The sequence below is a fragment of the Paenibacillus sp. 2003 genome (genome assembly GCF_031455635.1).
GTDB classification, from domain to species: Bacteria; Bacillota; Bacilli; order Paenibacillales; family Paenibacillaceae; genus Paenibacillus; species Paenibacillus amylolyticus_B.
Map to the genome: position 1 here is coordinate 145739 of NZ_JAVDTB010000002.1, position 19173 is coordinate 164911.

Genomic DNA, 19173 nt, shown 5'->3' on the forward strand with positions numbered 1-19173 from the left:
ATGCACTTTGATATCCTTCACCTTTAATCGCTTAGTAGGTGTTCATATCAAGCTGACGCTGGACAATGCGCACAATATCAGCGATGTAGTCTCCAACAATGGGAAGATTGAGCGCCCCAAGTAGCTGCAAAACGTAAATAATCGTTGCTGCAAAAAAGGTAAATCCAATCGCAATCCCCACACCTCGTGCGGCTCCAGACAACAGGTTAAGTCCGATCAATTTCCATGGTCTGTTCAGCAATTCTGTGTATTGCGCTATTCGTGAACGTTCCAGTTCATCCGCCAGACGGTTCGTCAGAGTATGTAACTCTTCAATTTTGTCATGGGAATTCAGATTATCTGATGTTGATTGTTGTGAAGTGGATGCGGTTTGCTTGTCATGTTCGCTCATGTTTTGGTCAGTTCCTTTGATCAATATAGATTGACTGCACTATAGAATCATTGCCTTTTTGCCTAAAAAACAAACGAGCCCAGATACAGGGAATATGTCCCTTTATCTGCGGCTCGTTTGTTTATACTCTATATTCTATCACTGTTGAATGGGTGATGCTCCGAATTACGCTTCGATGTGAATACCGATCGATTTGCCTCCGGCTTCAACGCGTTCCATGGACTCATTCGAGCCAAATGTAACTTCGGTTACGAGAACATTTTCACGCAAGACATCATCAAACGCCTGAATAGCTTCCTGAAGGGATGCATCCACATCCAGCGTCAAACGTACTCTTTTCTCAATCGGCAAGTCCAGTCGTTTCCGGGTATCCTGCACAGCACGAACCACTTCACGCACCCAGCCTTCCTGTTCCAATGCTGGGGTGATTTCGGTATTGAGCGCAACCGTCAGACCGTAACCTGATGCTGAAGCAAAACCTGATTTGGCCTGTTTATCAACCAATAATTCTTCGCTCGTTACTTGCAGCTCTTCGCCTTCCGGAGAAACGATGTTCAGCATACCCTCCGAAACCACTTTACGCGTCTCATCAGCTGACATTCCCTTGAAGAAGTTTTGCAGGAATCCAACGTTTTTACCGTATTTCTTACCTGCAACTTTCAGGTTCAGCTTCAATGTAAAGTCAACGAATTCCGCATCGTTATGCTCCGTACGGATTCCTTTTACATTGATCTCTTCCTTGATGATCTCTTCATAACTTGCCAGGTCAAACCCTTTATCCAGGGAAACAATCAATTCGGACAGCGGCTGACGTGTCTTGATGCCTGTTTCGTTACGAACGTTACGGGCAAGTTCAACTACGCGGCGAGCCGTCTCCATATCCTGTTCCAGTCCTGCATCAATCAGCGCTTCATTAGCTACCGGATAGTCTTCCATGTGCACACTCTCACCTGTTGCAAGGTTCAGATAGATGTCTTCTGCCAGCATCGGTGTGAACGGAGCAACCAATTTCGCAGTAGTCACCAGTACCTCAGTCAATGTACGGTAAGCATCCAGTTTATCTTCTGTCAGGCCACTTCCCCAGAACCGGTCACGGGAACGACGGATATACCAGTTACTCAGCTCATCAACAAATGCTTCAATCGCTTTGGAGGAGTTCAGATAGTCGTTAACCAACAGCGCTTTTTCCACAACCAGGATGAGACTGTTCAGCCTCGACAGAATCCAGCGATCCAGCTTGTGTGCGGACAGTTGGAACGGGTGCTCCTGTGGATCAAATCCATCAATGGTAGCATAAAGCGTCAGGAATGCATGGGTGTTAACCAGCGTATCCACCATTTTGGATTTTGCTTCGCCTACGATACCTTTGGAGAAACGTTTGCTGTTCCACGGTGCACTGTCAGACAACAAAGCCCAGCGGAATGCATCTGTACCGTATTCTTCAATTACTTCCCAAGGATCGATAACGTTACCTTTGGATTTGGACATCTTCTGTCCGTTCTCATCAAGAACGTGTCCTGTAGCCATAACCGCTTTGTAAGGCGCTTTGCCTGTCAAAAGGGTAGAAACCGCCAGCAGGCTGTAGAACCAGCCACGTGTCTGGTCAATTCCCTCACAGATCATATCAGCAGGATACTGCTGTTCGAAAACTTCTTTATTTTCAAATGGATAGTGCTGCTGGGCAAACGGCATGGAGCCGCTGTCGAACCAGACATCGATCACTTCCGGTGTACGTTTCATTTCATATTTGCCACAAGAGCTCATGACTTTAACGTCATCCACATACGGTTTATGCAATTCAAGATTCTCAGGCACATCACCTACCGCACGGGCACGTAATTCTGCAATGCTGTGTGGAGCAAATTGTTCGCCAGTCTCCTCGCACACCCAGATGTTTAGCGGAGTTCCCCAATAGCGATCACGGCTGATGTTCCAATCCACCAGATCCTCAAGGAATTTCCCGAAGCGACCTTCACGAACGTGACCTGGGTACCAATCCACTTCACTGTTGTTGGCAATCAATTGGTCCTTGATGGCTGTTGTTTGGATAAACCAGCTGTCCATTGCATAGTACAGAAGCGGTGTATCACAACGCCAGCAGAATGGATAGCTGTGCTCATATTTTTCTTTGCTGAACAAACGTCCATTTTCAGACAGATATCGCACGATATCAATATCACAATCCTTCACGAAACGTCCGGCAAAGTCAGTAACCTCAGCGACAAATTTACCTTCCAAGTCCACCATGTTCACAAAGCTGATTCCATTCTCACGGCATACACGGTAGTCATCTTCACCATGGGCAGGAGCCATGTGTACGATACCCGTACCACTTGCATCCGTTACAAAGCCTGCACCCAGAATGATGTTGGCTTTCTCAGCCTGAACGTAGTTGAACGGAGGATCATACGTTTTGCCAACCAGATCGGCACCTTTCAGTGCACCGATGATCTCATACTCACCTTTGGTATCTTTCATCACTTTCTCAACCAGATTGGTTGCCATGATGTACACTTCATCACCTTGACGAACACGGGAGTAGTCCATATCCGGATTCACGGCAAGTGCAACATGTGAAGGCAGCGTCCAAGGTGTTGTTGTCCAAGCCAGTACAAATTCTCCGCTGTCATTCAGTTTGAATTTCGCTGTAGCGCTCAGGTCTTTGACGTCTTTGTACCCTTGTGCAACTTCATGGGAACTCAGTGTTGTCTGGCAAGATGGGCAATACGGACTCACACGGTGACCACGATACAACAGGCCTTTCTCATGGATCGTCGCCAGGATATTCCATACACTCTCGATGTAGTTGTTATCAAGGGTGATATACGGGTTATCCATATCCGTCCAATATCCGATACCTTCTGTCAGATCACGCCATTGTTGCTCGTACTCGAATACGCTCGCTTTACATTCGTTAATGAATTTCTCCACGCCGTAATCTTCGATTTCCCACTTGTGGGAGATACCAAGCTTTTTCTGTACACCCAGTTCTACAGGCAGACCATGTGTATCCCAGCCTGCTTTACGCACAACACGGTAACCCTTCATCGTGTTATAACGACCAACAAAGTCCTTGATTACACGTCCAAGCACGTGACCGATATGCGGTTTTCCGTTCGCTGTAGGTGGCCCTTCATAAAATACGAAGTTTGGCTTGCCCTCCCGGTTTTCGATGGATCTTTTGAATGTATTCTCCGTTTTCCATTTATCCAACACGCGTAATTCTCTGGCACGTGCCTTCTCTTTGACGTCAACTCGTTGCATGATGATTATCTTCCCTTTCTTTGGTTGGATTGTGGACCGTCCACAAAAAGCGTTTCAATCCCCCTAAATCCCCCTTGCCAAGGGGGACCCCATAGGCGCTCCGCCCTCTGGACACCCGGAATGGGTTGTCGTTGGGAATCGTGTGGCGTGCTTATGGGCGAGGGTTTATGTGCGTGGTGGCGGCCATTTTGCGGCTGTTCCCTGCGTGAACGCCGCATGGCCTTACCGCGAGGCGGGTGTTGCCGGGTGCTTCGCTCTCCCGGCGGGCGGCTTTCTCCCTGAGGCACCTTCGGACCTCATGGACGTTCGCCTTGGCGAAACCCCGGTTGCCGGGTGCTTCGCTTTCCCGGCGGTTGGCTCTCTCCCTGAGGTCCCTGCGGGCCTCATGAACGTTCGCCTTTTTTGGACACAAAAAAGCCCCGTCCCTGGAAAGGGACGAGGCTATACTCGCGTTACCACCCTAATTCTGTTCATCACAAACCACATCCAGGCAAGCCTGGGTATGCTCTGTCATCAACAGCGCTTATGCCCCGCTATACTACTGCAGGGTGCCGTTATAACGTACGGCTTACGGTTCGGCTTACACACGGCAATCAAGATCACCGCTTCAGCGTCACTTCTCCGGGGAGATATTCGGCTATAACTCATCCATTGGTTTGCACCAACCACCAACTCTCTGAGGGATGAGATCATAACGTACTGAACCCGTCATGGAATCACTATTCATTATGAATATAGTTATAGCCTCTTTGCAGACAAAAGTCAACCAGGAGAGAGACTAATAAATTTCTTTCATCTCCCGCTCACGGTCACGCACTTCCTGCTCCCGGCTCTCCAGCACTTCCCAACCATCCTGAGTCAACAGTTCAAGCTGCGCTTCAACAAGCGTGCGGAAACGGGCACGATAAATCGATGCCTGCTTTTTCAGTTCTTCCACTTCCAAAGCAATTTTACGCGATTTTCCCAGCGATTCGTTCACGATCCGGTCTGCATTTTTCTCTGCTTCCTTCACGATCAACTGCGCTTCTTTCTTCGCATTGTTTTTCACATCATCAGCAGCTTCCTGCGCAATGATGATCGTTTTGCTAAGTGTCTCTTCAATCGTGGCAAAATGATCCAGCTTTTCCTGAACGGACAGCAACTGATTGCTCAGCTCTTTGTTCTCGCGAATGACGCCTTCGTAATCTTTGATGACTTGATCCAGGAATTCATTGACTTCATCCTCGTCATACCCGCGCAAACGTCGGGAAAATTCCTTGTTGTGTATGTCCAGCGGCGTTAATGGCATGCTGTCCACCTCCTGTTAAAGTTCCTTCCCGTCCAGAGAAGGTTTGCAGCACATGGGTACCACCCAAGGGGCCGTATCGTTGATGCCTATAAACTTGGCAACGTATACGGAATGCAGGATCAGAATTGCATCCTCCAACGTTCATGTAAAGCTTTGACTTAATGTATATCGGATACACCGCGTATTTTCTACACCTTTATGATAAACATTTCGACAAGAAAGCGGATTTTCCTGCAACAGACTCAGGCAAATTTGCCGATTTTCACTCGGCAGCGCCCTTTTTTGGTCATCCCATCCTGTTCCATAACCTTGAAACGGCCAAATCCCTGAATGGATACGACATCACCCGCTTTTAGCGATTTGGAGGGATCTTCCTCAACTTTCCAGTTCACACGGCAGCGACCAGCTTTGATCGGCACCAGCACTTTACTGCGACTAAGCCGATACACATCTGCACAGATTCCATCCAAACGAAGAGAAGCGACCGTAATGTCCATCGTCTCCAGTTTACTCTCTGACCATCGCATCTGATCCAAAGGAAGTAACTCTGTAAACACATGTAACCGATGCACCTGATTCAGTTGAAGCGATAAAAAAGCGCCGGTTTCCGCCGCCACCACTGTATGGCAACCGTCCTCCAGCACTTGGATATCCCCGATCTTTCCACGTTTCATCCCAAGCCCGAGCAGGGAACCCATATAGTCCCCATGCTCCAGCTCCGAGATTTTCTGATCATCAGACGTGATACTGAGCACCTGCATTCCCATATCCTCATCATCCAGATACATATAATCAGGTGCAACCAGCGCACGCTTGCGTTCAGCAGCCTCGTAACCACCATCCAGACGAATCTGCACGTCGTTACGACGATTGGCAAGAGTCTGTAATATAAAAACCTGTCTTGGATCAAGGAAGTCAGTTAGCTTCATGTCATGATACTTGCCTGCCCGCTCAACCCAATCCGAAGCCTTATCTACAAAATCCCGCTCATCATGGCTAAAATGTTCGTAAATTTCACCGCTCATCTATATCACCCTACCCTAATAGTCCGTGTTCAAAAAGACCGGTTTTCAGTACCGAGAAGATGGGATAAAGCTAGAAATGGAGTAGCGGAGCGTAGAGAAAACTACGTGAGCAACCTCAATGTTTCTGAAGGAAACACACTTCGTAAGCCTCCCACTTATTTCGGCTGAATTCCATATTCGATGCTGACGATGCCACTAGGCATCCTTCGTAATCATAAGCGGACTTTTTGAACAACCTCTAATATACAAAATACCGAAGTATGGAGATCAGCCCATTAAGCGCGAGTTGCAGAACGATCAGCGCCACAATTGGGGAAATATCCAGCACACCGAACAAAGGGGGGATAAATCGACGGAATGGTCTTAGATATGGCTCCACTAATTTGCCCAGCCATTCACCGATGAAGCTTTCCCGCGCATTGGGAAGCCAAGACATCAATATGTAGACAATGACCATGTAAAAGTAAATCTGGTATAACGTGTACAACACGCTTTCAATCTGATACAAAAGTGGCTCACCTCATTCTGTTATAATCTTGCTCGCTGTCAGCCAGTATTTCCGTAATTGAGCCCTGAATTTCAACCGTATCTGGCGTACAGAGAAAAATGTTTCCGCCGATTTTGGAAATACCGCCACCCAATGCATATACCGTGCCACTCAAAAAATCAATAACGCGCAGCGCTTGGTCCTGGCGAATTCGTTGCAAGTTTACCACAACGGTACGATGCGAACGCAGATGGTCGGCAATTTCCTGAGCCTCGTCATAAGAACGCGGTTCATACAGGACAACTTTAACATTTTTCTGGGAATGAATGCTCACCACATTATTCCCCCTTTGGTTTCTACGTTTATCGAGACTGGAGGTTTCAGCTTCCTGATGTTCAGACTCATTTTCCTCCTGTGCTGCCATCCGTTCACGTTCCACAATCTCTTCCTCTTCCTGAAGTCCGAGGAAATTCATAAATTTATTCATTACGCCCATCGTGAACCCTCCTCTTTTCCTACGAGAATCGATCCTAGCCGTACCCAGGTTGCACCTTCTTCAATGGCCACTTCAAAATCATTGGACATCCCCATTGACAGCTCAGTCAATGGCTCTGCTGTAAGGGCTTGTCCATTCAATTGATCTCTCAACTCACGCAATCCACGAAATACGGGACGTGTCAGCTCCGGATCTTCCTCATGAGGTGCCATGGTCATCAGGCCAACGACCTTGAGATTGTTGAACGAACGAATATCACGCAAAAAAGAACTTGCCTGTTCAGGCTGTAAGCCATACTTGCTCTCTTCACCCGAAATATTCACCTGCAAAAACGTTTCCACTTGGATGCCAAGTGAAGCTGCTTTTTTATCCAACTCCTTCGCCAATGACAAACGATCCAGTGAATGTATGTAACGAAACTTGCCAATCACATCCTTCACCTTATTTGTCTGCAAATGACCGATAAAATGCCAGGTACCCTGCTGACCAAAAGCTTCCCATTTGGCCTGTGAATCCTGCCACCGGTTTTCTCCAATATGCTCAAGACCATGATTCAGCACCGATCCCGTTGTTTCAAGTGAGACATATTTCGTGACCGCAATCACATTCACATCATCACGATGACGGTTACTGCGCCGACATGCGTCCTCGATCTTCTGATTTACCTGTTGAATACGCTCCTCCAATGACACAGAGGGTCACCTCTCTTCCAGCCCAATCCAGCTCGCCATCCGCCCTGTAACACCATTTTCCTTCCGATAGGAGAAAAATAGTTCGGGATGACAACTTGTACACCATGTTGTACATTCGATATGATCCGGCATTATTCCTGCTTTCATCATAATGTGTCGATTACATTCTTTCAAGTTTAACATCGTTTTACCGTTATTCACGGCTCGATATGCTTGTTTGGAAGCAGAATCCTTGTATTCATCATTAACCGGGGAATCATCAAACCAAACCCGTACATGCTGCATGACCGCCTCATCCACTTCATAACAGCAATCCCCAATCGACGGACCGATTGCAGCTCGAATGTCCTGCCTACGGCTGCCATACTCCCGTTCCATCGTCTCCACCATGGATACAGCGATACCCGCGACTGTACCTTTCCAGCCGGCATGAGCAAGACCTACCGCCTGCCGCACAGGGTCATAGAAATAAAGCGGAACACAGTCTGCGTAGAAAGAAGTCAGCAGCACACCAGGCACATTCGTGACCAATCCATCCGTATCCTGCAACGCAGATTGACGATCAAGTAATCCTCTGCTCCGATCTTCAGCGGTAATTACAGCCACATGTTTTCCATGCACCTGCTCTCCACAGGTCCATGCTTCTGCTGCAAAGCCAAGCTTCTTGGTTACAAGCCTGCGGTTGTTAAGTACAACTTCAGGATCATCCCCCACATGATAAGCACAATTGAGCGTGGCATACGGAACTTTTCCGACTCCACCATGCCTCGTCGTAAACCCGACTGACAGCTGTTCAAATTGCTGTGTCCAGGGCTCAACATATAATAATAACGGATCAGGACCGAAATCTGAATTTGGGTTCTTGGTCCGTTCAAGTAATTCTTTATCCAATACAAAGGGTTCCATTATCTCACCTCACCACTTCCAGTGTACCAAATGAGCCACATTCTGTCTCATTTATATCGTTCGACGCTGATTACGTTCCGACCGTTCAATGCGTTCCACACGCTCTGTACGGTTATGCTGCTGTTCATCATACAGGCGCGCTTCGCGATCACGCTCGTCATACGTATTTTCCTTCACCTCATCCATCTTTACCAGAATCACATCTGAACCAATCTTCACAATGTTTCTCCAGGGAATCACCAGATCCGTTCCCCCTCCAAAGAGTCCCATAAAACGGCTGTACCCTGGCACTACAATCGCTTCAATTCGTCCCTGCTTCAGATCCAGCTCCAAGTCACTGATCTGACCGAGGCGTTTACCATCCGTAATGTTAATGACATCCTTTGTCTGAAAGTCCGAGATTTTCATGCCTCGTGCCGCTATTTCGCTCGTATTTACTTTCATTCATTTCCGCCCCCTGTTATTCCTCTTCTGCCCGTTCTTCACGCTTCTATACAATATATGTTTCAGGGGCGAAAAATGTCCTGTTTTTCATCGAATGTGGAAACAGTCCAGAACAAAAAGACGACCAACGGTATACACTGCCCCGATTGATCGTCCTTCTGCCTTTGCATCCTGTTATGACTTTACATGTTTTTGCATCTGCTGTATCGCTGATTTCTCCAGACGTGATACCTGAGCCTGGGAAATGCCAATTTCATCAGCCACTTCCATCTGGGTTTTCCCTTCGAAAAACCGCATCGACAGAATCATTTTTTCCCGCTGACCAAGACGATGCATCGCTTCACGGAGTGCAATTTCCTCGATCCATGACACATCTTTGTTTCTGTCATCGCTGATCTGATCCATTACATAGATCGGATCTCCACCATCATGATAAATCGGTTCGAAGAGCGAGACCGGGTCCTGAATGGCGTCCAATGCAAAAACAACATCTTCCTTCGGCACATTCAGTACTTCCGCAATTTCAAATATCGTCGGTTCCCGGGAATTTTTATTCGTCAGGCTGTCACGGACCTGAAGTGCTTTGTAAGCAATGTCCCTCAAGGAGCGAGATACCCGAATTGGGTTATTGTCACGCAGGTATCGACGGATTTCACCGATAATCATCGGCACCGCGTAGGTTGAAAATTTGACATTCTGGGATAAATCAAAATTATCAATGGCTTTCATCAGGCCGATGCAACCAACCTGGAACAGATCATCGACAAACTCCCCCCGATTGTTAAAACGCTGAATGACACTGAGCACCAGACGCAGGTTGCCATTCACTAATTTCTCTCTTGCTGAGCGATCATGGTGTTGCTGAAGGGAATGAAACAATTCCCGCATTTCAGTGTTGGTGAGGACAGGCAATTTTGCGGTGTCCACGCCACAAATCTCGACTTTGTTTCGGGTCATCGTGATTTACCTCCCAAGGAGAAACATTAATGTACATTATCTCCGGGGCAGGCTTTTTTATTCGTACTTGGCACCCTTGCCAGTAATACCCATTCTGACCAATCATGTATTTCAGACCATTTTATTGAACTCCTTGCGGAGTCTTTTAATGATTCTTTTTTCGAGACGAGAGATGTAGGATTGGGAGATTCCGAGGAGATCGGCTACATCTTTTTGTGTCTTTTCTTCCCCATCCGTCAGGCCAAAACGAAGCTCCATAATCATTCGCTCGCGCTCCGTTAATTTTTCCAGTGCCTTGTGCAAAAGTTTCCGGTCTACCTGCTCTTCAATATTCCGATAGATTGTATCGTTTTCTGTACCCAATACATCGGATAATAATAGTTCATTTCCATCCCAATCAATGTTAAGCGGTTCATCAAAAGAAACTTCAGTTCGGATCTTACTATTACGTCTCAGGTACATCAAAATTTCATTTTCGATACAACGTGATGCATAGGTTGCCAGTTTGATTTTCTTTTCCGGGTCAAATGTATTCACTGCCTTAATCAATCCGATGGCTCCTATGGAGACCAAATCCTCAATATTGATTCCTGTGTTTTCAAATTTGCGTGCAATGTACACCACCAGACGCAGGTTGCGCTCAATGAGCATCGCGCGAATGGCCGAGTCTCCCGAGGATAATTTTTGCAGCAAAAATTCTTCCTCTTCCCGTGTCAATGGCGGCGGAAGTGCCTCACTTCCCCCAATATAATAGATCTCTTCGCTTTTGAGTCCCAATAAAAATAACAGACGGTAATATTGCAGCTGCGCCACCAGTTTCCATTTCACAAGCATGTACGTTCCTCCTATACCACATTCAGCGGCTTTTCTGTTGCTCCCGCAGAGAGAGCCGTAGACTGCGCAGAAGCAGCGTCTTGCACAAGTTCAGGATGAATCACGGCCTGGTATTTCCCATCCGACGACAAAACACCTCCATCCAGCCCAATAAGTACCCTTGTCGTCTCATAACATGTTTCCTCCATCGTCACCTTCACCCGGTCCGGCTTCATTGCCAGCATAAACGCAGTCCCTTTGTTAATACCCCGATAAGGCACTAGCCGCAGTCGATCCTGCCACTGAAAACTTTCCTGATCAAGCTCCAGAATAAGGTTGTCCGGCGCCTCGTCCTTGAGTCTACCCTTCCATGAAGCAGGTAACATGTCTTGCCATAACGAAACCTCCATCACCATGACCGGCATGCGCGATAAGGGATCTGTAAGTTGATTGCCCGTATCCAGAAGGCCTGTACAAGAAATGACTACCTCATCGATGCAGACCTCAACTTTGCCCAAATAGGTCGTCATGCGATCCGTTTTCCGTTTTGAACTCTGCACAGCTTTGAATAAAAACAGGACAGCAAAAAATACGATAAACGTGAACCAGAAAGCAATTTTCAGATCAAATGACATACCGCCAGAAGCCGTGAACCAAATGCCGTTAAACAACTCACCGGAGCTCTGAAGCATGTAATGCACACCCAGAATACCTCCAGCAGCGACAAAATTAATCACATAGAAGGTACCCAGCGTCCTCGCAAAAGCCTGCAGACCTTTAAAACCAAAAGCAATCGTAAGCATGACCAGCGAGAACCCGAACTTGATCAAAAAGGTGAACATAAAATCAAACTCCGGTACAAACATCATGACCACGTATAATGCACCGACAATGGCTGACAGCAACCATCGCCACCAAACCAGCTTTGTCTTGCGCATCCAGGCGGTCATTCCGATGAGTGCACCGTCAATACACAGGTTTGTCAAAAAAATTAGATCCACATAAACAACCAAAGTCTTCACCTGCCTGCGCGCAACATATCGAAATACCGGTACCCGATATCCTGATATTCATGAGCATATTCACAAGTATACGGAGCCCCCTGTTCAAAGTCTGTCTAATCATGGGGGTGTGGTTCCAACTTTTTTTGTCGGAATTGCTCAGGCCCTTTGTTCAGAATTTGTTCATTGCTGTATGCTATGATATCTAAATAAACAGAAAAAACCCGGTCGCTCCATAAGGAGTACCGGGTTTCCAATACATTGATTTGTGTATTAATCGTTGTTATTATTGCGTGAACGATTGCGTAAAAATGTCGGAATGTCCAGCTGATCATTGCTCGGCTGATTTCCGAAAGGACGCAGGTTCGGCGAACGCGTATCTGTCGTCTCCGCTGTTGCTGGAGCTGGCTTACGTCCTGGTGGTGGTGGAGCAGGTTTATCTTCAAAACCAGTTGCAATAACTGTAACCTTAATCTCCTCTTTCAGGTCTTCGTCAATGATGGCACCAAAGATCATGTTTACTTCCGGGTCGGAAGCAGACGTTACGATCTCTGCCGCTTCGTTCACTTCATACAGGGACAGATTAACGCCACCCGTAATGTTCATGATTACCCCGCGAGCACCTTCAATAGAAGTTTCAAGCAAAGGACTCATAATGGCTTTCCGTGCTGCTTCTGCGGCACGATTCTCACCAGTTGATTCACCAATCCCCATAAGGGCTGAACCACGTTCGTGCATAATCGTTTTGACGTCAGCAAAGTCAAGGTTGATCAGACCCGGTACAGCGATCAAATCAGAGATACCTTGTACAGCTTGACGAAGTACGTTATCCGCTTGACGGAATGCTTCAAGCATAGGAGTCTTTTTGTCTACGATTTCGAGCAAACGATCATTAGGAATCACGATCAGTGTGTCGACTTTTTCCTTGAGAGCTTCAATACCTTGCTCTGCATGGCTGGAACGCTTGCGTCCTTCAAATGTAAATGGACGAGTTACGACACCAACGGTAAGTGCACCACACTCTTTAGCGATTTCGGCAATAACCGGAGCCGCACCTGTACCTGTACCGCCGCCCATACCGGCTGTAACAAATACCATGTCTGCACCTTTCAACGTGTTCATGATCAGATCTCGGGACTCTTCCGCTGCTTTTTTACCTACATCCGGGTTGGCACCAGCACCAAGACCACGAGTCAATTTATCACCGATTTGCAATTTATGCTCGGATTTCGCCAGGTGTAACGCCTGAGCATCCGTATTTACCGTAATAAATTCAACACCTTGTACACCATTTTCAATCATACGGTTGACTGCATTGCTTCCGCCGCCGCCTACACCGATGACTTTAATTTGAGCCAAGCTCTCCATCTCGAAATCAAATTCCAACATATTATTCCATCTCCCCCTCAATGTGCATGGATGGCCCGTCCAATTTTTGATTTGAACCGAATCAATTTCATATATCGACGAACGAAAGCGTTTATTTTAGTACCGGCGCATTCAGACGGCTTCAAGAATGTATGAAATGGATCCAACCTGTTATATAAATTCGCTGAACATATTCTTCAGCCGCTCGAACAGACCAGGTTTTTGCTCCGATTCCTGTGCCGTATTTGGCTTCGGACGGTTGGTCGGTTTCTTGTTGTTATTATTGTTGTTGTTATTTCCACCGCCGTTATTGATCGAGGGACGAATGCGCAAACTGCGAATTACACTGTGCAATATGCCGACTCCGCTTGTAAACCCAGGGTCACGCACACCAATATAATCCGGAACTGCAACTCGTACCGAAGCAGCAAGCTCATGCTGAGCGACCTGCAGAACCCCCGGCATAGAGACCGTACCTCCCGTTAGTATATAACCTCCAGGAAGCTCGTTGTAACCAAGACGCTTCACTTCTTGGGATATCATCTGGAATATTTCTTGAACCCTAGGTTCAATAATTGCTGCCAGATCCTCCTGTGAAAACTCCTTGTCTACATTACTGCCAATTCGGGTGACTTTGAACATCACATCCGCAGCAGCATCATCCAACCAGGCGCAGCCATATTTCAGTTTCACCTTCTCTGCCTGATCCGTTAACGTGCGTAAGCCATAGGCGATATCATTTGTTACGAATTCCCCACCTATAGGCAACGTTGATGTTGCAACAAGACTGTCTTCTTCAAAAATGGCGATGGTTGTTGCACCTGCTCCAATATCAACAAGCACTGAACCCATCGTTTTTTCATCTTTGGACAAAGCCAGTTGACCCGCTCCAAGCGACATGAGAACCAGATCGCTTACTTTCAGCCCCGCTTTTTCCACGCAGCGCAAAAGATTATGTATCGCGGTTTTTGCACCCGTAATGATCGTTGCTTCAACTTCCAGACGAACACCAATCATACCACGGGGGTCCTGTATGCCCTCCAAGCCATCTACAACATATTGCTTGGCGACAACATCAATAATTTCCCGTTCCGGCGGAACTGCAATGACTTCGGCTGCTTTCAACACCCGTTCCATGTCTTCTTCTCCGATTTCACGATCCTCGTTAGACACAGCCACGACGCCGTGACTGCTCATCAGTCCGATATGATTTCCCGAGATTCCAACATACACTTCGGATATTTGAATACCTACCATACGTTCTGCATGATCCACTGCGTTGCGAATCGACTGCACCGTCTGATCGATATCTACGATTACACCTTTGCGAATTCCCTCCGAGTCGGCAGATCCAACTCCTATAATATTAAAGGTTCCATTATTCATTTCCCCAATAATAGCGCGAATTTTGGATGTACCGATGTCCAAACTAACAATGATGTCATTGTTGCTCAAGTCTGTGGCACCTCCTGACTCCAATAGTAAATTACGTTCGAATTTAAACACTCTTAAAACATATTCAACACACTTCAGGCTTTCCCTCTTTTTTCTACAATGTTTTTGGGTGTCAAAATCTGGTTGCCAGACATAAAACATTGAAGAAAAAAGAAGGAGGCAACTCATGTGCCATAAGTTCAAGTGTATCATTTTTTCTTCATCTCAGAAAGAACAAGTTTCATTGCTCTGACGGGGTCAAACCCCGACCTGCCTAGGCTTTCATATTCAGTCCAGCCTCATAGTGGCAAAGATCAGGGGGTTGCTCCTAGTTCAGCATCATCTTCTGGGTCATCCGGGATGAAAGGGACATAGGTATCTGCCTCAAGCATGGTGATTTTCCCAGGCCGTTCGGTCTCAATCACCTGATTCAGATACTCCACTTTATCCGATAAAAGAGAGACGGTTGTAATCACTTCAAACTGTGATTTGGTATACATCCGAATCTGATCCGGAAATGAAGGCGTTGGATTCGGAATAATTTCCGAAATATCCGTCGTCAATTCATTCGGAATTTTAGCCAGTGTCTGGCTCAGTTTGGCTTTGAGTGGATCATCAGCCTTCCATTGGGTCAATATGGGCTTCTCCACAGCAACACCAATTGTTGCCGGAACCGTCAAGCTTGTCCCACTGGCTAATATCGCTTTTAACGTACCGTCAGAACCAAGCTCATAAGCAACCGTGGCATATTCCTGAACCTTGATATGGATAATACCCGGAAATTGCTTGTCCACGGTAACGGTGGAAATCGCCTTGATGGTCTTGAGACGCTCAATAACCTCGGCAGTACTTGTCCCAAAAAATTGTTCGCCTTCTTTCAGCCCGCTTTTCTCCAGCAGTTCTGAAGTTGCTGTATATACATTACCCGTAATTTCAATTGCCGAAATCCGACTCATGGAAGAACGAAAGAATAATACAGCGAGCAATACAATAAATAATAATAAGAGAATAATTACAATTTTTCGGCTTGTGTTTCCTTTTGGCCGATTCTTCTTCAGAACCGGAATTTGACTTTTAGGCATAAGTAGCGCTCCACAAAGCCTCAGGTCCCCTCCCTTCAAGAAGGGGACTCCAAGGACGTTAATTGGCAAAATCCAACTGTTTCGAAACGGGCGACTGTCGCTCAACCGATGCTCCAAGACTTTGGAATAACTTCTCGATCTGATCGTAGCCCCGGTCAATATGATGCACTTGCTCCACAACCGTTTTGCCTTGAGCAGCCAGACCAGCAATTACCAGAGCTGCACCTGCACGAAGATCGGTTGCTTCTACTGTAGCCCCGTACAGACGGGGAACACCACGGATAAATGCTGCGTTAAGATCGACTGAAATATCAGCCCCCATCACATTCAGTTCATCCACATGTTTAAACCGGCCCTCGAATACCGTTTCCTTCATCACACTGAATCCGTCTGCCAGACTGAGCAGCACCATGATTTGCGATTGCAAATCTGTCGGAAACGAAGGATACGGAGAAGTCACAATACGGTCTACTGATTTGGGACGGCTCATACAGCTCACCGTCATTATATCATTGCAGACTGTGATTTGAACACCAGTGCGCTTCAATACATGTATAAGTGAAGTAAGATGAGCAGGATTGCAGTGTGTAAGCGTAACATTGCCTCGTGTTGCTGCTGCTGCAATCATCACAGTTCCGGCAACGATTCGATCCGGTATAATCTCATAGGAACAAGGCTTCAGTTTCTCAACGCCATTGATCGTGATTGTATCCGTTCCTGCACCAATAATGCTTGCACCCATAGCATTCAAAAAGTGTTGCAGGTCCTGTATTTCAGGTTCTCTTGCCGCATTGCAAATGGTTGTCGTCCCTTTAGCCATAACGGCTGCCATCATGATATTCTCGGTCGCTCCCACACTCGGGAAATCCAAATGAATATCTGTACCCACCAGATTGTGCCCATGACAGATAATCTGTTGGTCCTGCTCTTCAATCAAAGCTCCGAGCGCTTCAAGGCCCCGGAGGTGAAGATCAATTTTGCGTTCTCCAATGGCACAGCCGCCTGGCTGATACACTGACACTTGCCCAAACTTAGCCAGCAATGGTCCCATCAAAAAAATGGAAGAGCGCATCTGCTTCATTAGATCTTCTGGCACATCATATGACCGGATAGACGAGGTATTAATCGTCACTGTTCCCTGTTCATGCCGACACGTGCATCCAAGCCGTTCCAGGATATACAGCATCACTTCAATGTCCAGCAAGTGTGGAACGTTATGCAGTGTAACTTCTCCATCTGCCAACAAACTTGCGGCCATAATCGGTAAAGCGGCATTTTTTGCTCCATGGATGCGTATGGATCCTGAGAGGGGTTTCCCGCCTTCAATCACCAATTTGTCCAATGTATCACCTCCGGGGTTTACCGCTCACCCACTACGAAGACTTCCGGTACCAGGTTAATACCGTTTTGAGATGATATAGTGCTCTGTATCTGCTGCATTAGGGTGATAACGTCCTCTGCTGTTGCTTGGCCTGTATTAACAATGAAATTGGCATGCATGGTGGATACCTGTGCGCCTCCCTGGGTCATTCCTTTCAGCCCTGCTGCTTCAATTAGGCGGGCTGCATGATCACCCGGTGGATTTCGGAATACACTACCTGCACATGCCATCTGCAGTGGCTGTGTGCGGCGCCGGCGATCTTTGTAAGCCGCCATGGTTTCCGAAATGACGTTGCGCTCTCCATACTGGAGTTCAAATGCAGCTTCCAGCACGATGCCTCTCCGATCATGCAGAACAGAGTGGCGGTAGGCAAAATCCATGTCCTCCTTGCTGTAACGTACCAATTCCCCTGTCTCCAGTACAATCTCAGCGAATTTGAATATCCGTGACACATCCGATCCATGCGCGCCTGCATTCATGTACACAGCTCCACCGACAGTGCCAGGGATACCGCTGCCGAATTCCAGACCGGCCCATTCCTTTTTGGCAGCAACCACACTGAGTTTAACAAAAGAATGCGCCGCTCCGGCAGTTACACCACCTTCGTGAAATTCGGCATAATCAAAGCCCTCGCCTGGTTTCACCACAACACCACGTATTCCTTTGTCTGACACCAGCATGTTTGAGCCCCGTCCAAGTTGCATCCACGGAATCTGATACGTGTGAAGCAATTGAATGAGATTCATCATCTGCTCTTTATTCTCGGGAATGACCAGTGCATCCGCAGGACCGCCGATCTTCCATGTGGTGTATTTGGCTAGCGATTCGTTTTCAAGAACTCTGCCAACATTATTCTGGGATAGTAACGATATCCACTGATGCATGTTTGCTTCCTCCTTTGCTTCAAAACCGATGAGCACGGTATGTTCTGTTGTGACAGACCGTGTTCTGGCGCCATGGAACGATGGTCACGATTTATACGGTATCTTATGTCAGCCCCGTCTTGTGTGTGACAATCGCCCACAAACACACTTTATCGGCGTGCAGCAAGACGCTGAATTTCATGAACAAGCACTTCAGCTGCATCGGGTTTCCCCAGTTTCCTAGAGGCTTCAGCCATTCGTTTGCGTCCCGATTCATCATTCATAATCTTGGCGATGGCTTCATACAGGACTTTGCCTGTAAGATCCTTCTCCAGCATCGTGAGTGATGCGCCTCCACCTTCAAGCGTACGTGCATTGGCTTCCTGATGATTATTAGTCACGTTAGGTGACGGAATCAGGATCGAAGGAATACCCAGTGATGTAATCTCCGCAAGAAATGATGCACCTGCACGGTTTACAATCAAGGATGTGCAGGCAAGAACCTCAGGCATATTGTGCACATAAGGCAGGACATGCAGGTGGTTTGGCATCGTACCCAATGAGCTGCGAATGGCTTCACGCGTTTCATCAAAATAGGTATCCCCTGTCACGTAAACTACATGTACATCGTCCAGTTGTTCCAGCAATGGAGCCATGTCCACCATGGCCTGATTGATTGCTTTTGCCCCACGACTGCCACCAACCACAAGAACAACACGGCTGTTCATCGGTACACCTAACGTGGCAAAACCACGATCACGGCTAGCCTGGGCTACAGTAGTCGCTCGGGGATTACCGGTGTAGATCACCTTTTTTGCGCCGGAAAACGATTTTTCAGAACCTTCAAAGCTAACGGCAACCGTGTCCACATAACGCATCAAAAATTTGTTCGTCAGACCAGGAATGGCGTTCTGTTCATGAATTATACTCGGAATTCCCAGTTTTGTTGCTGCATATACCACAGGTCCACACACATATCCACCTGTACCAATCACAACATCCGGTTTGAATTCCTTCAGCATTTTTTTGGACTTGCGTACACCTTGAATGAAACGCATGATCGTTTTCAGGTTGTCGATGGACAATTTCCGCCGAAAGCCCGTAATATCAATGGATTTAAAAGGAATATTTTCTTGGGGAACCAGCTTGCTTTCCAGTCCTCTGGTTCCTCCAATATATAGAAATGTCGAGTCCGGGTTCTCCGCCTCGCATTGTCTTGCTATGGCAACGGCCGGATAGATATGTCCACCCGTACCGCCACCGCTTAGAACGACTCGCATC

18 protein-coding genes and 1 other annotated feature are annotated in these 19173 nt (G+C 47.1%); all 18 genes read right to left on the bottom strand.

Annotation, left to right across the window (positions count from 1 at the left end; genetic code table 11):
* Positions 1 to 31: 31 nt before the first annotated feature.
* The gene (locus J2X75_RS12755; protein WP_310337008.1) at positions 32 to 391 is read right to left on the bottom strand and encodes a DUF5665 domain-containing protein; all 360 of its coding nucleotides are present in this window, start codon (positions 389 to 391) and stop codon (positions 32 to 34) included.
* A gap of 165 nt (positions 392 to 556) precedes the next feature.
* Positions 557 to 3655, bottom strand: coding sequence for an isoleucine--tRNA ligase (gene ileS, locus J2X75_RS12760; protein WP_310337010.1), 3099 nt, complete (start codon positions 3653 to 3655; stop codon positions 557 to 559).
* A gap of 428 nt (positions 3656 to 4083) precedes the next feature.
* Positions 4084 to 4376, bottom strand: a binding site (T-box leader).
* Between the two features lie 57 nt (positions 4377 to 4433).
* Positions 4434 to 4943: a DivIVA domain-containing protein gene (locus J2X75_RS12765; protein ID WP_062835445.1), complete on the bottom strand. Its 510-nt coding sequence runs from the start codon at positions 4941 to 4943 to the stop codon at positions 4434 to 4436.
* A 242-nt stretch (positions 4944 to 5185) separates the two neighbouring features.
* A complete protein-coding gene (locus J2X75_RS12770) occupies positions 5186 to 5968 on the bottom strand; it encodes a YlmH family RNA-binding protein (protein WP_091014083.1) in 783 nt (260 codons plus the stop codon).
* Positions 5969 to 6206: 238 nt separating this feature from the next.
* Positions 6207 to 6476 carry a YggT family protein gene (locus J2X75_RS12775; RefSeq protein ID WP_260632824.1) on the bottom strand — a complete coding sequence of 90 codons (270 nt, stop codon included), beginning with the start codon at positions 6474 to 6476 and terminating at the stop codon, positions 6207 to 6209.
* 7 nt (positions 6477 to 6483) lie between these two features.
* On the bottom strand, positions 6484 to 6951 hold the full coding sequence (locus J2X75_RS12780; RefSeq protein WP_017687313.1) for a cell division protein SepF: 468 nt from the start codon (positions 6949 to 6951) through the stop codon (positions 6484 to 6486).
* Positions 6942 to 7643 carry a YggS family pyridoxal phosphate-dependent enzyme gene (locus J2X75_RS12785; RefSeq protein WP_310337016.1) on the bottom strand — a complete coding sequence of 234 codons (702 nt, stop codon included), beginning with the start codon at positions 7641 to 7643 and terminating at the stop codon, positions 6942 to 6944. Before J2X75_RS12785 ends, J2X75_RS12780 begins: the two co-directional genes overlap by 10 nt.
* Before the next feature lie 6 nt (positions 7644 to 7649).
* Positions 7650 to 8549, bottom strand: a complete 900-nt coding sequence (gene pgeF, locus J2X75_RS12790; protein ID WP_310337018.1) for a peptidoglycan editing factor PgeF — start codon at positions 8547 to 8549, stop codon at positions 7650 to 7652.
* A 51-nt stretch (positions 8550 to 8600) separates the two neighbouring features.
* Positions 8601 to 8993, bottom strand: coding sequence for a YlmC/YmxH family sporulation protein (locus tag J2X75_RS12795; RefSeq protein WP_310337019.1), 393 nt, complete (start codon positions 8991 to 8993; stop codon positions 8601 to 8603).
* A gap of 174 nt (positions 8994 to 9167) precedes the next feature.
* Positions 9168 to 9950: an RNA polymerase sporulation sigma factor SigG gene (sigG, locus tag J2X75_RS12800; protein ID WP_017687309.1), complete on the bottom strand. Its 783-nt coding sequence runs from the start codon at positions 9948 to 9950 to the stop codon at positions 9168 to 9170.
* 111 nt (positions 9951 to 10061) lie between these two features.
* Positions 10062 to 10784, bottom strand: a complete 723-nt coding sequence (sigE, locus tag J2X75_RS12805; RefSeq protein WP_017687308.1) for an RNA polymerase sporulation sigma factor SigE — start codon at positions 10782 to 10784, stop codon at positions 10062 to 10064.
* Positions 10785 to 10795: 11 nt separating this feature from the next.
* Positions 10796 to 11776 (bottom strand): sigma-E processing peptidase SpoIIGA, encoded by a 981-nt coding sequence (gene spoIIGA, locus J2X75_RS12810; protein WP_091014080.1) that lies wholly within the window; start codon positions 11774 to 11776, stop codon positions 10796 to 10798.
* Positions 11777 to 12037: 261 nt separating this feature from the next.
* On the bottom strand, positions 12038 to 13153 hold the full coding sequence (ftsZ, locus tag J2X75_RS12815; RefSeq protein ID WP_017687306.1) for a cell division protein FtsZ: 1116 nt from the start codon (positions 13151 to 13153) through the stop codon (positions 12038 to 12040).
* Positions 13154 to 13303: 150 nt separating this feature from the next.
* Positions 13304 to 14587: a cell division protein FtsA gene (gene ftsA / locus J2X75_RS12820; RefSeq protein ID WP_036614863.1), complete on the bottom strand. Its 1284-nt coding sequence runs from the start codon at positions 14585 to 14587 to the stop codon at positions 13304 to 13306.
* 293 nt (positions 14588 to 14880) lie between these two features.
* A complete protein-coding gene (locus J2X75_RS12825) occupies positions 14881 to 15648 on the bottom strand; it encodes a cell division protein FtsQ/DivIB (protein WP_149846753.1) in 768 nt (255 codons plus the stop codon).
* 58 nt (positions 15649 to 15706) lie between these two features.
* A complete protein-coding gene (gene murA, locus J2X75_RS12830; protein WP_036614867.1) occupies positions 15707 to 16990 on the bottom strand; it encodes a UDP-N-acetylglucosamine 1-carboxyvinyltransferase in 1284 nt (427 codons plus the stop codon).
* 17 nt (positions 16991 to 17007) lie between these two features.
* On the bottom strand, positions 17008 to 17913 hold the full coding sequence (murB, locus tag J2X75_RS12835; RefSeq protein WP_310337026.1) for a UDP-N-acetylmuramate dehydrogenase: 906 nt from the start codon (positions 17911 to 17913) through the stop codon (positions 17008 to 17010).
* 149 nt (positions 17914 to 18062) lie between these two features.
* A complete protein-coding gene (gene murG / locus J2X75_RS12840; RefSeq protein WP_310337028.1) occupies positions 18063 to 19172 on the bottom strand; it encodes an undecaprenyldiphospho-muramoylpentapeptide beta-N-acetylglucosaminyltransferase in 1110 nt (369 codons plus the stop codon).
* Between the last annotated feature and the right edge of the window lies 1 nt (position 19173).

Bases quoted from the DNA above. Each gene is read 5' to 3' on its own strand.
- J2X75_RS12755 (WP_310337008.1), bottom strand. From the start codon at position 391: ATGAGCGAACATGACAAGCAAACCGCATCCACTTCACAACAATCAACA.
- ileS (WP_310337010.1), bottom strand. From the start codon at position 3,655: ATGCAACGAGTTGACGTCAAAGAGAAGGCACGTGCCAGAGAATTACGC.
- J2X75_RS12765 (WP_062835445.1), bottom strand. From the start codon at position 4,943: ATGCCATTAACGCCGCTGGACATACACAACAAGGAATTTTCCCGACGT.
- J2X75_RS12770 (WP_091014083.1), bottom strand. From the start codon at position 5,968: ATGAGCGGTGAAATTTACGAACATTTTAGCCATGATGAGCGGGATTTT.
- J2X75_RS12780 (WP_017687313.1), bottom strand. From the start codon at position 6,951: ATGGGCGTAATGAATAAATTTATGAATTTCCTCGGACTTCAGGAAGAG.
- pgeF (WP_310337018.1), bottom strand. From the start codon at position 8,549: ATGGAACCCTTTGTATTGGATAAAGAATTACTTGAACGGACCAAGAAC.
- J2X75_RS12795 (WP_310337019.1), bottom strand. From the start codon at position 8,993: ATGAAAGTAAATACGAGCGAAATAGCGGCACGAGGCATGAAAATCTCG.
- sigG (WP_017687309.1), bottom strand. From the start codon at position 9,950: ATGACCCGAAACAAAGTCGAGATTTGTGGCGTGGACACCGCAAAATTG.
- sigE (WP_017687308.1), bottom strand. From the start codon at position 10,784: ATGCTTGTGAAATGGAAACTGGTGGCGCAGCTGCAATATTACCGTCTG.
- ftsZ (WP_017687306.1), bottom strand. From the start codon at position 13,153: ATGTTGGAATTTGATTTCGAGATGGAGAGCTTGGCTCAAATTAAAGTC.
- J2X75_RS12825 (WP_149846753.1), bottom strand. From the start codon at position 15,648: ATGCCTAAAAGTCAAATTCCGGTTCTGAAGAAGAATCGGCCAAAAGGA.
- murB (WP_310337026.1), bottom strand. From the start codon at position 17,913: ATGCATCAGTGGATATCGTTACTATCCCAGAATAATGTTGGCAGAGTT.
- murG (WP_310337028.1), bottom strand. From the start codon at position 19,172: ATGCGAGTCGTTCTAAGCGGTGGCGGTACGGGTGGACATATCTATCCG.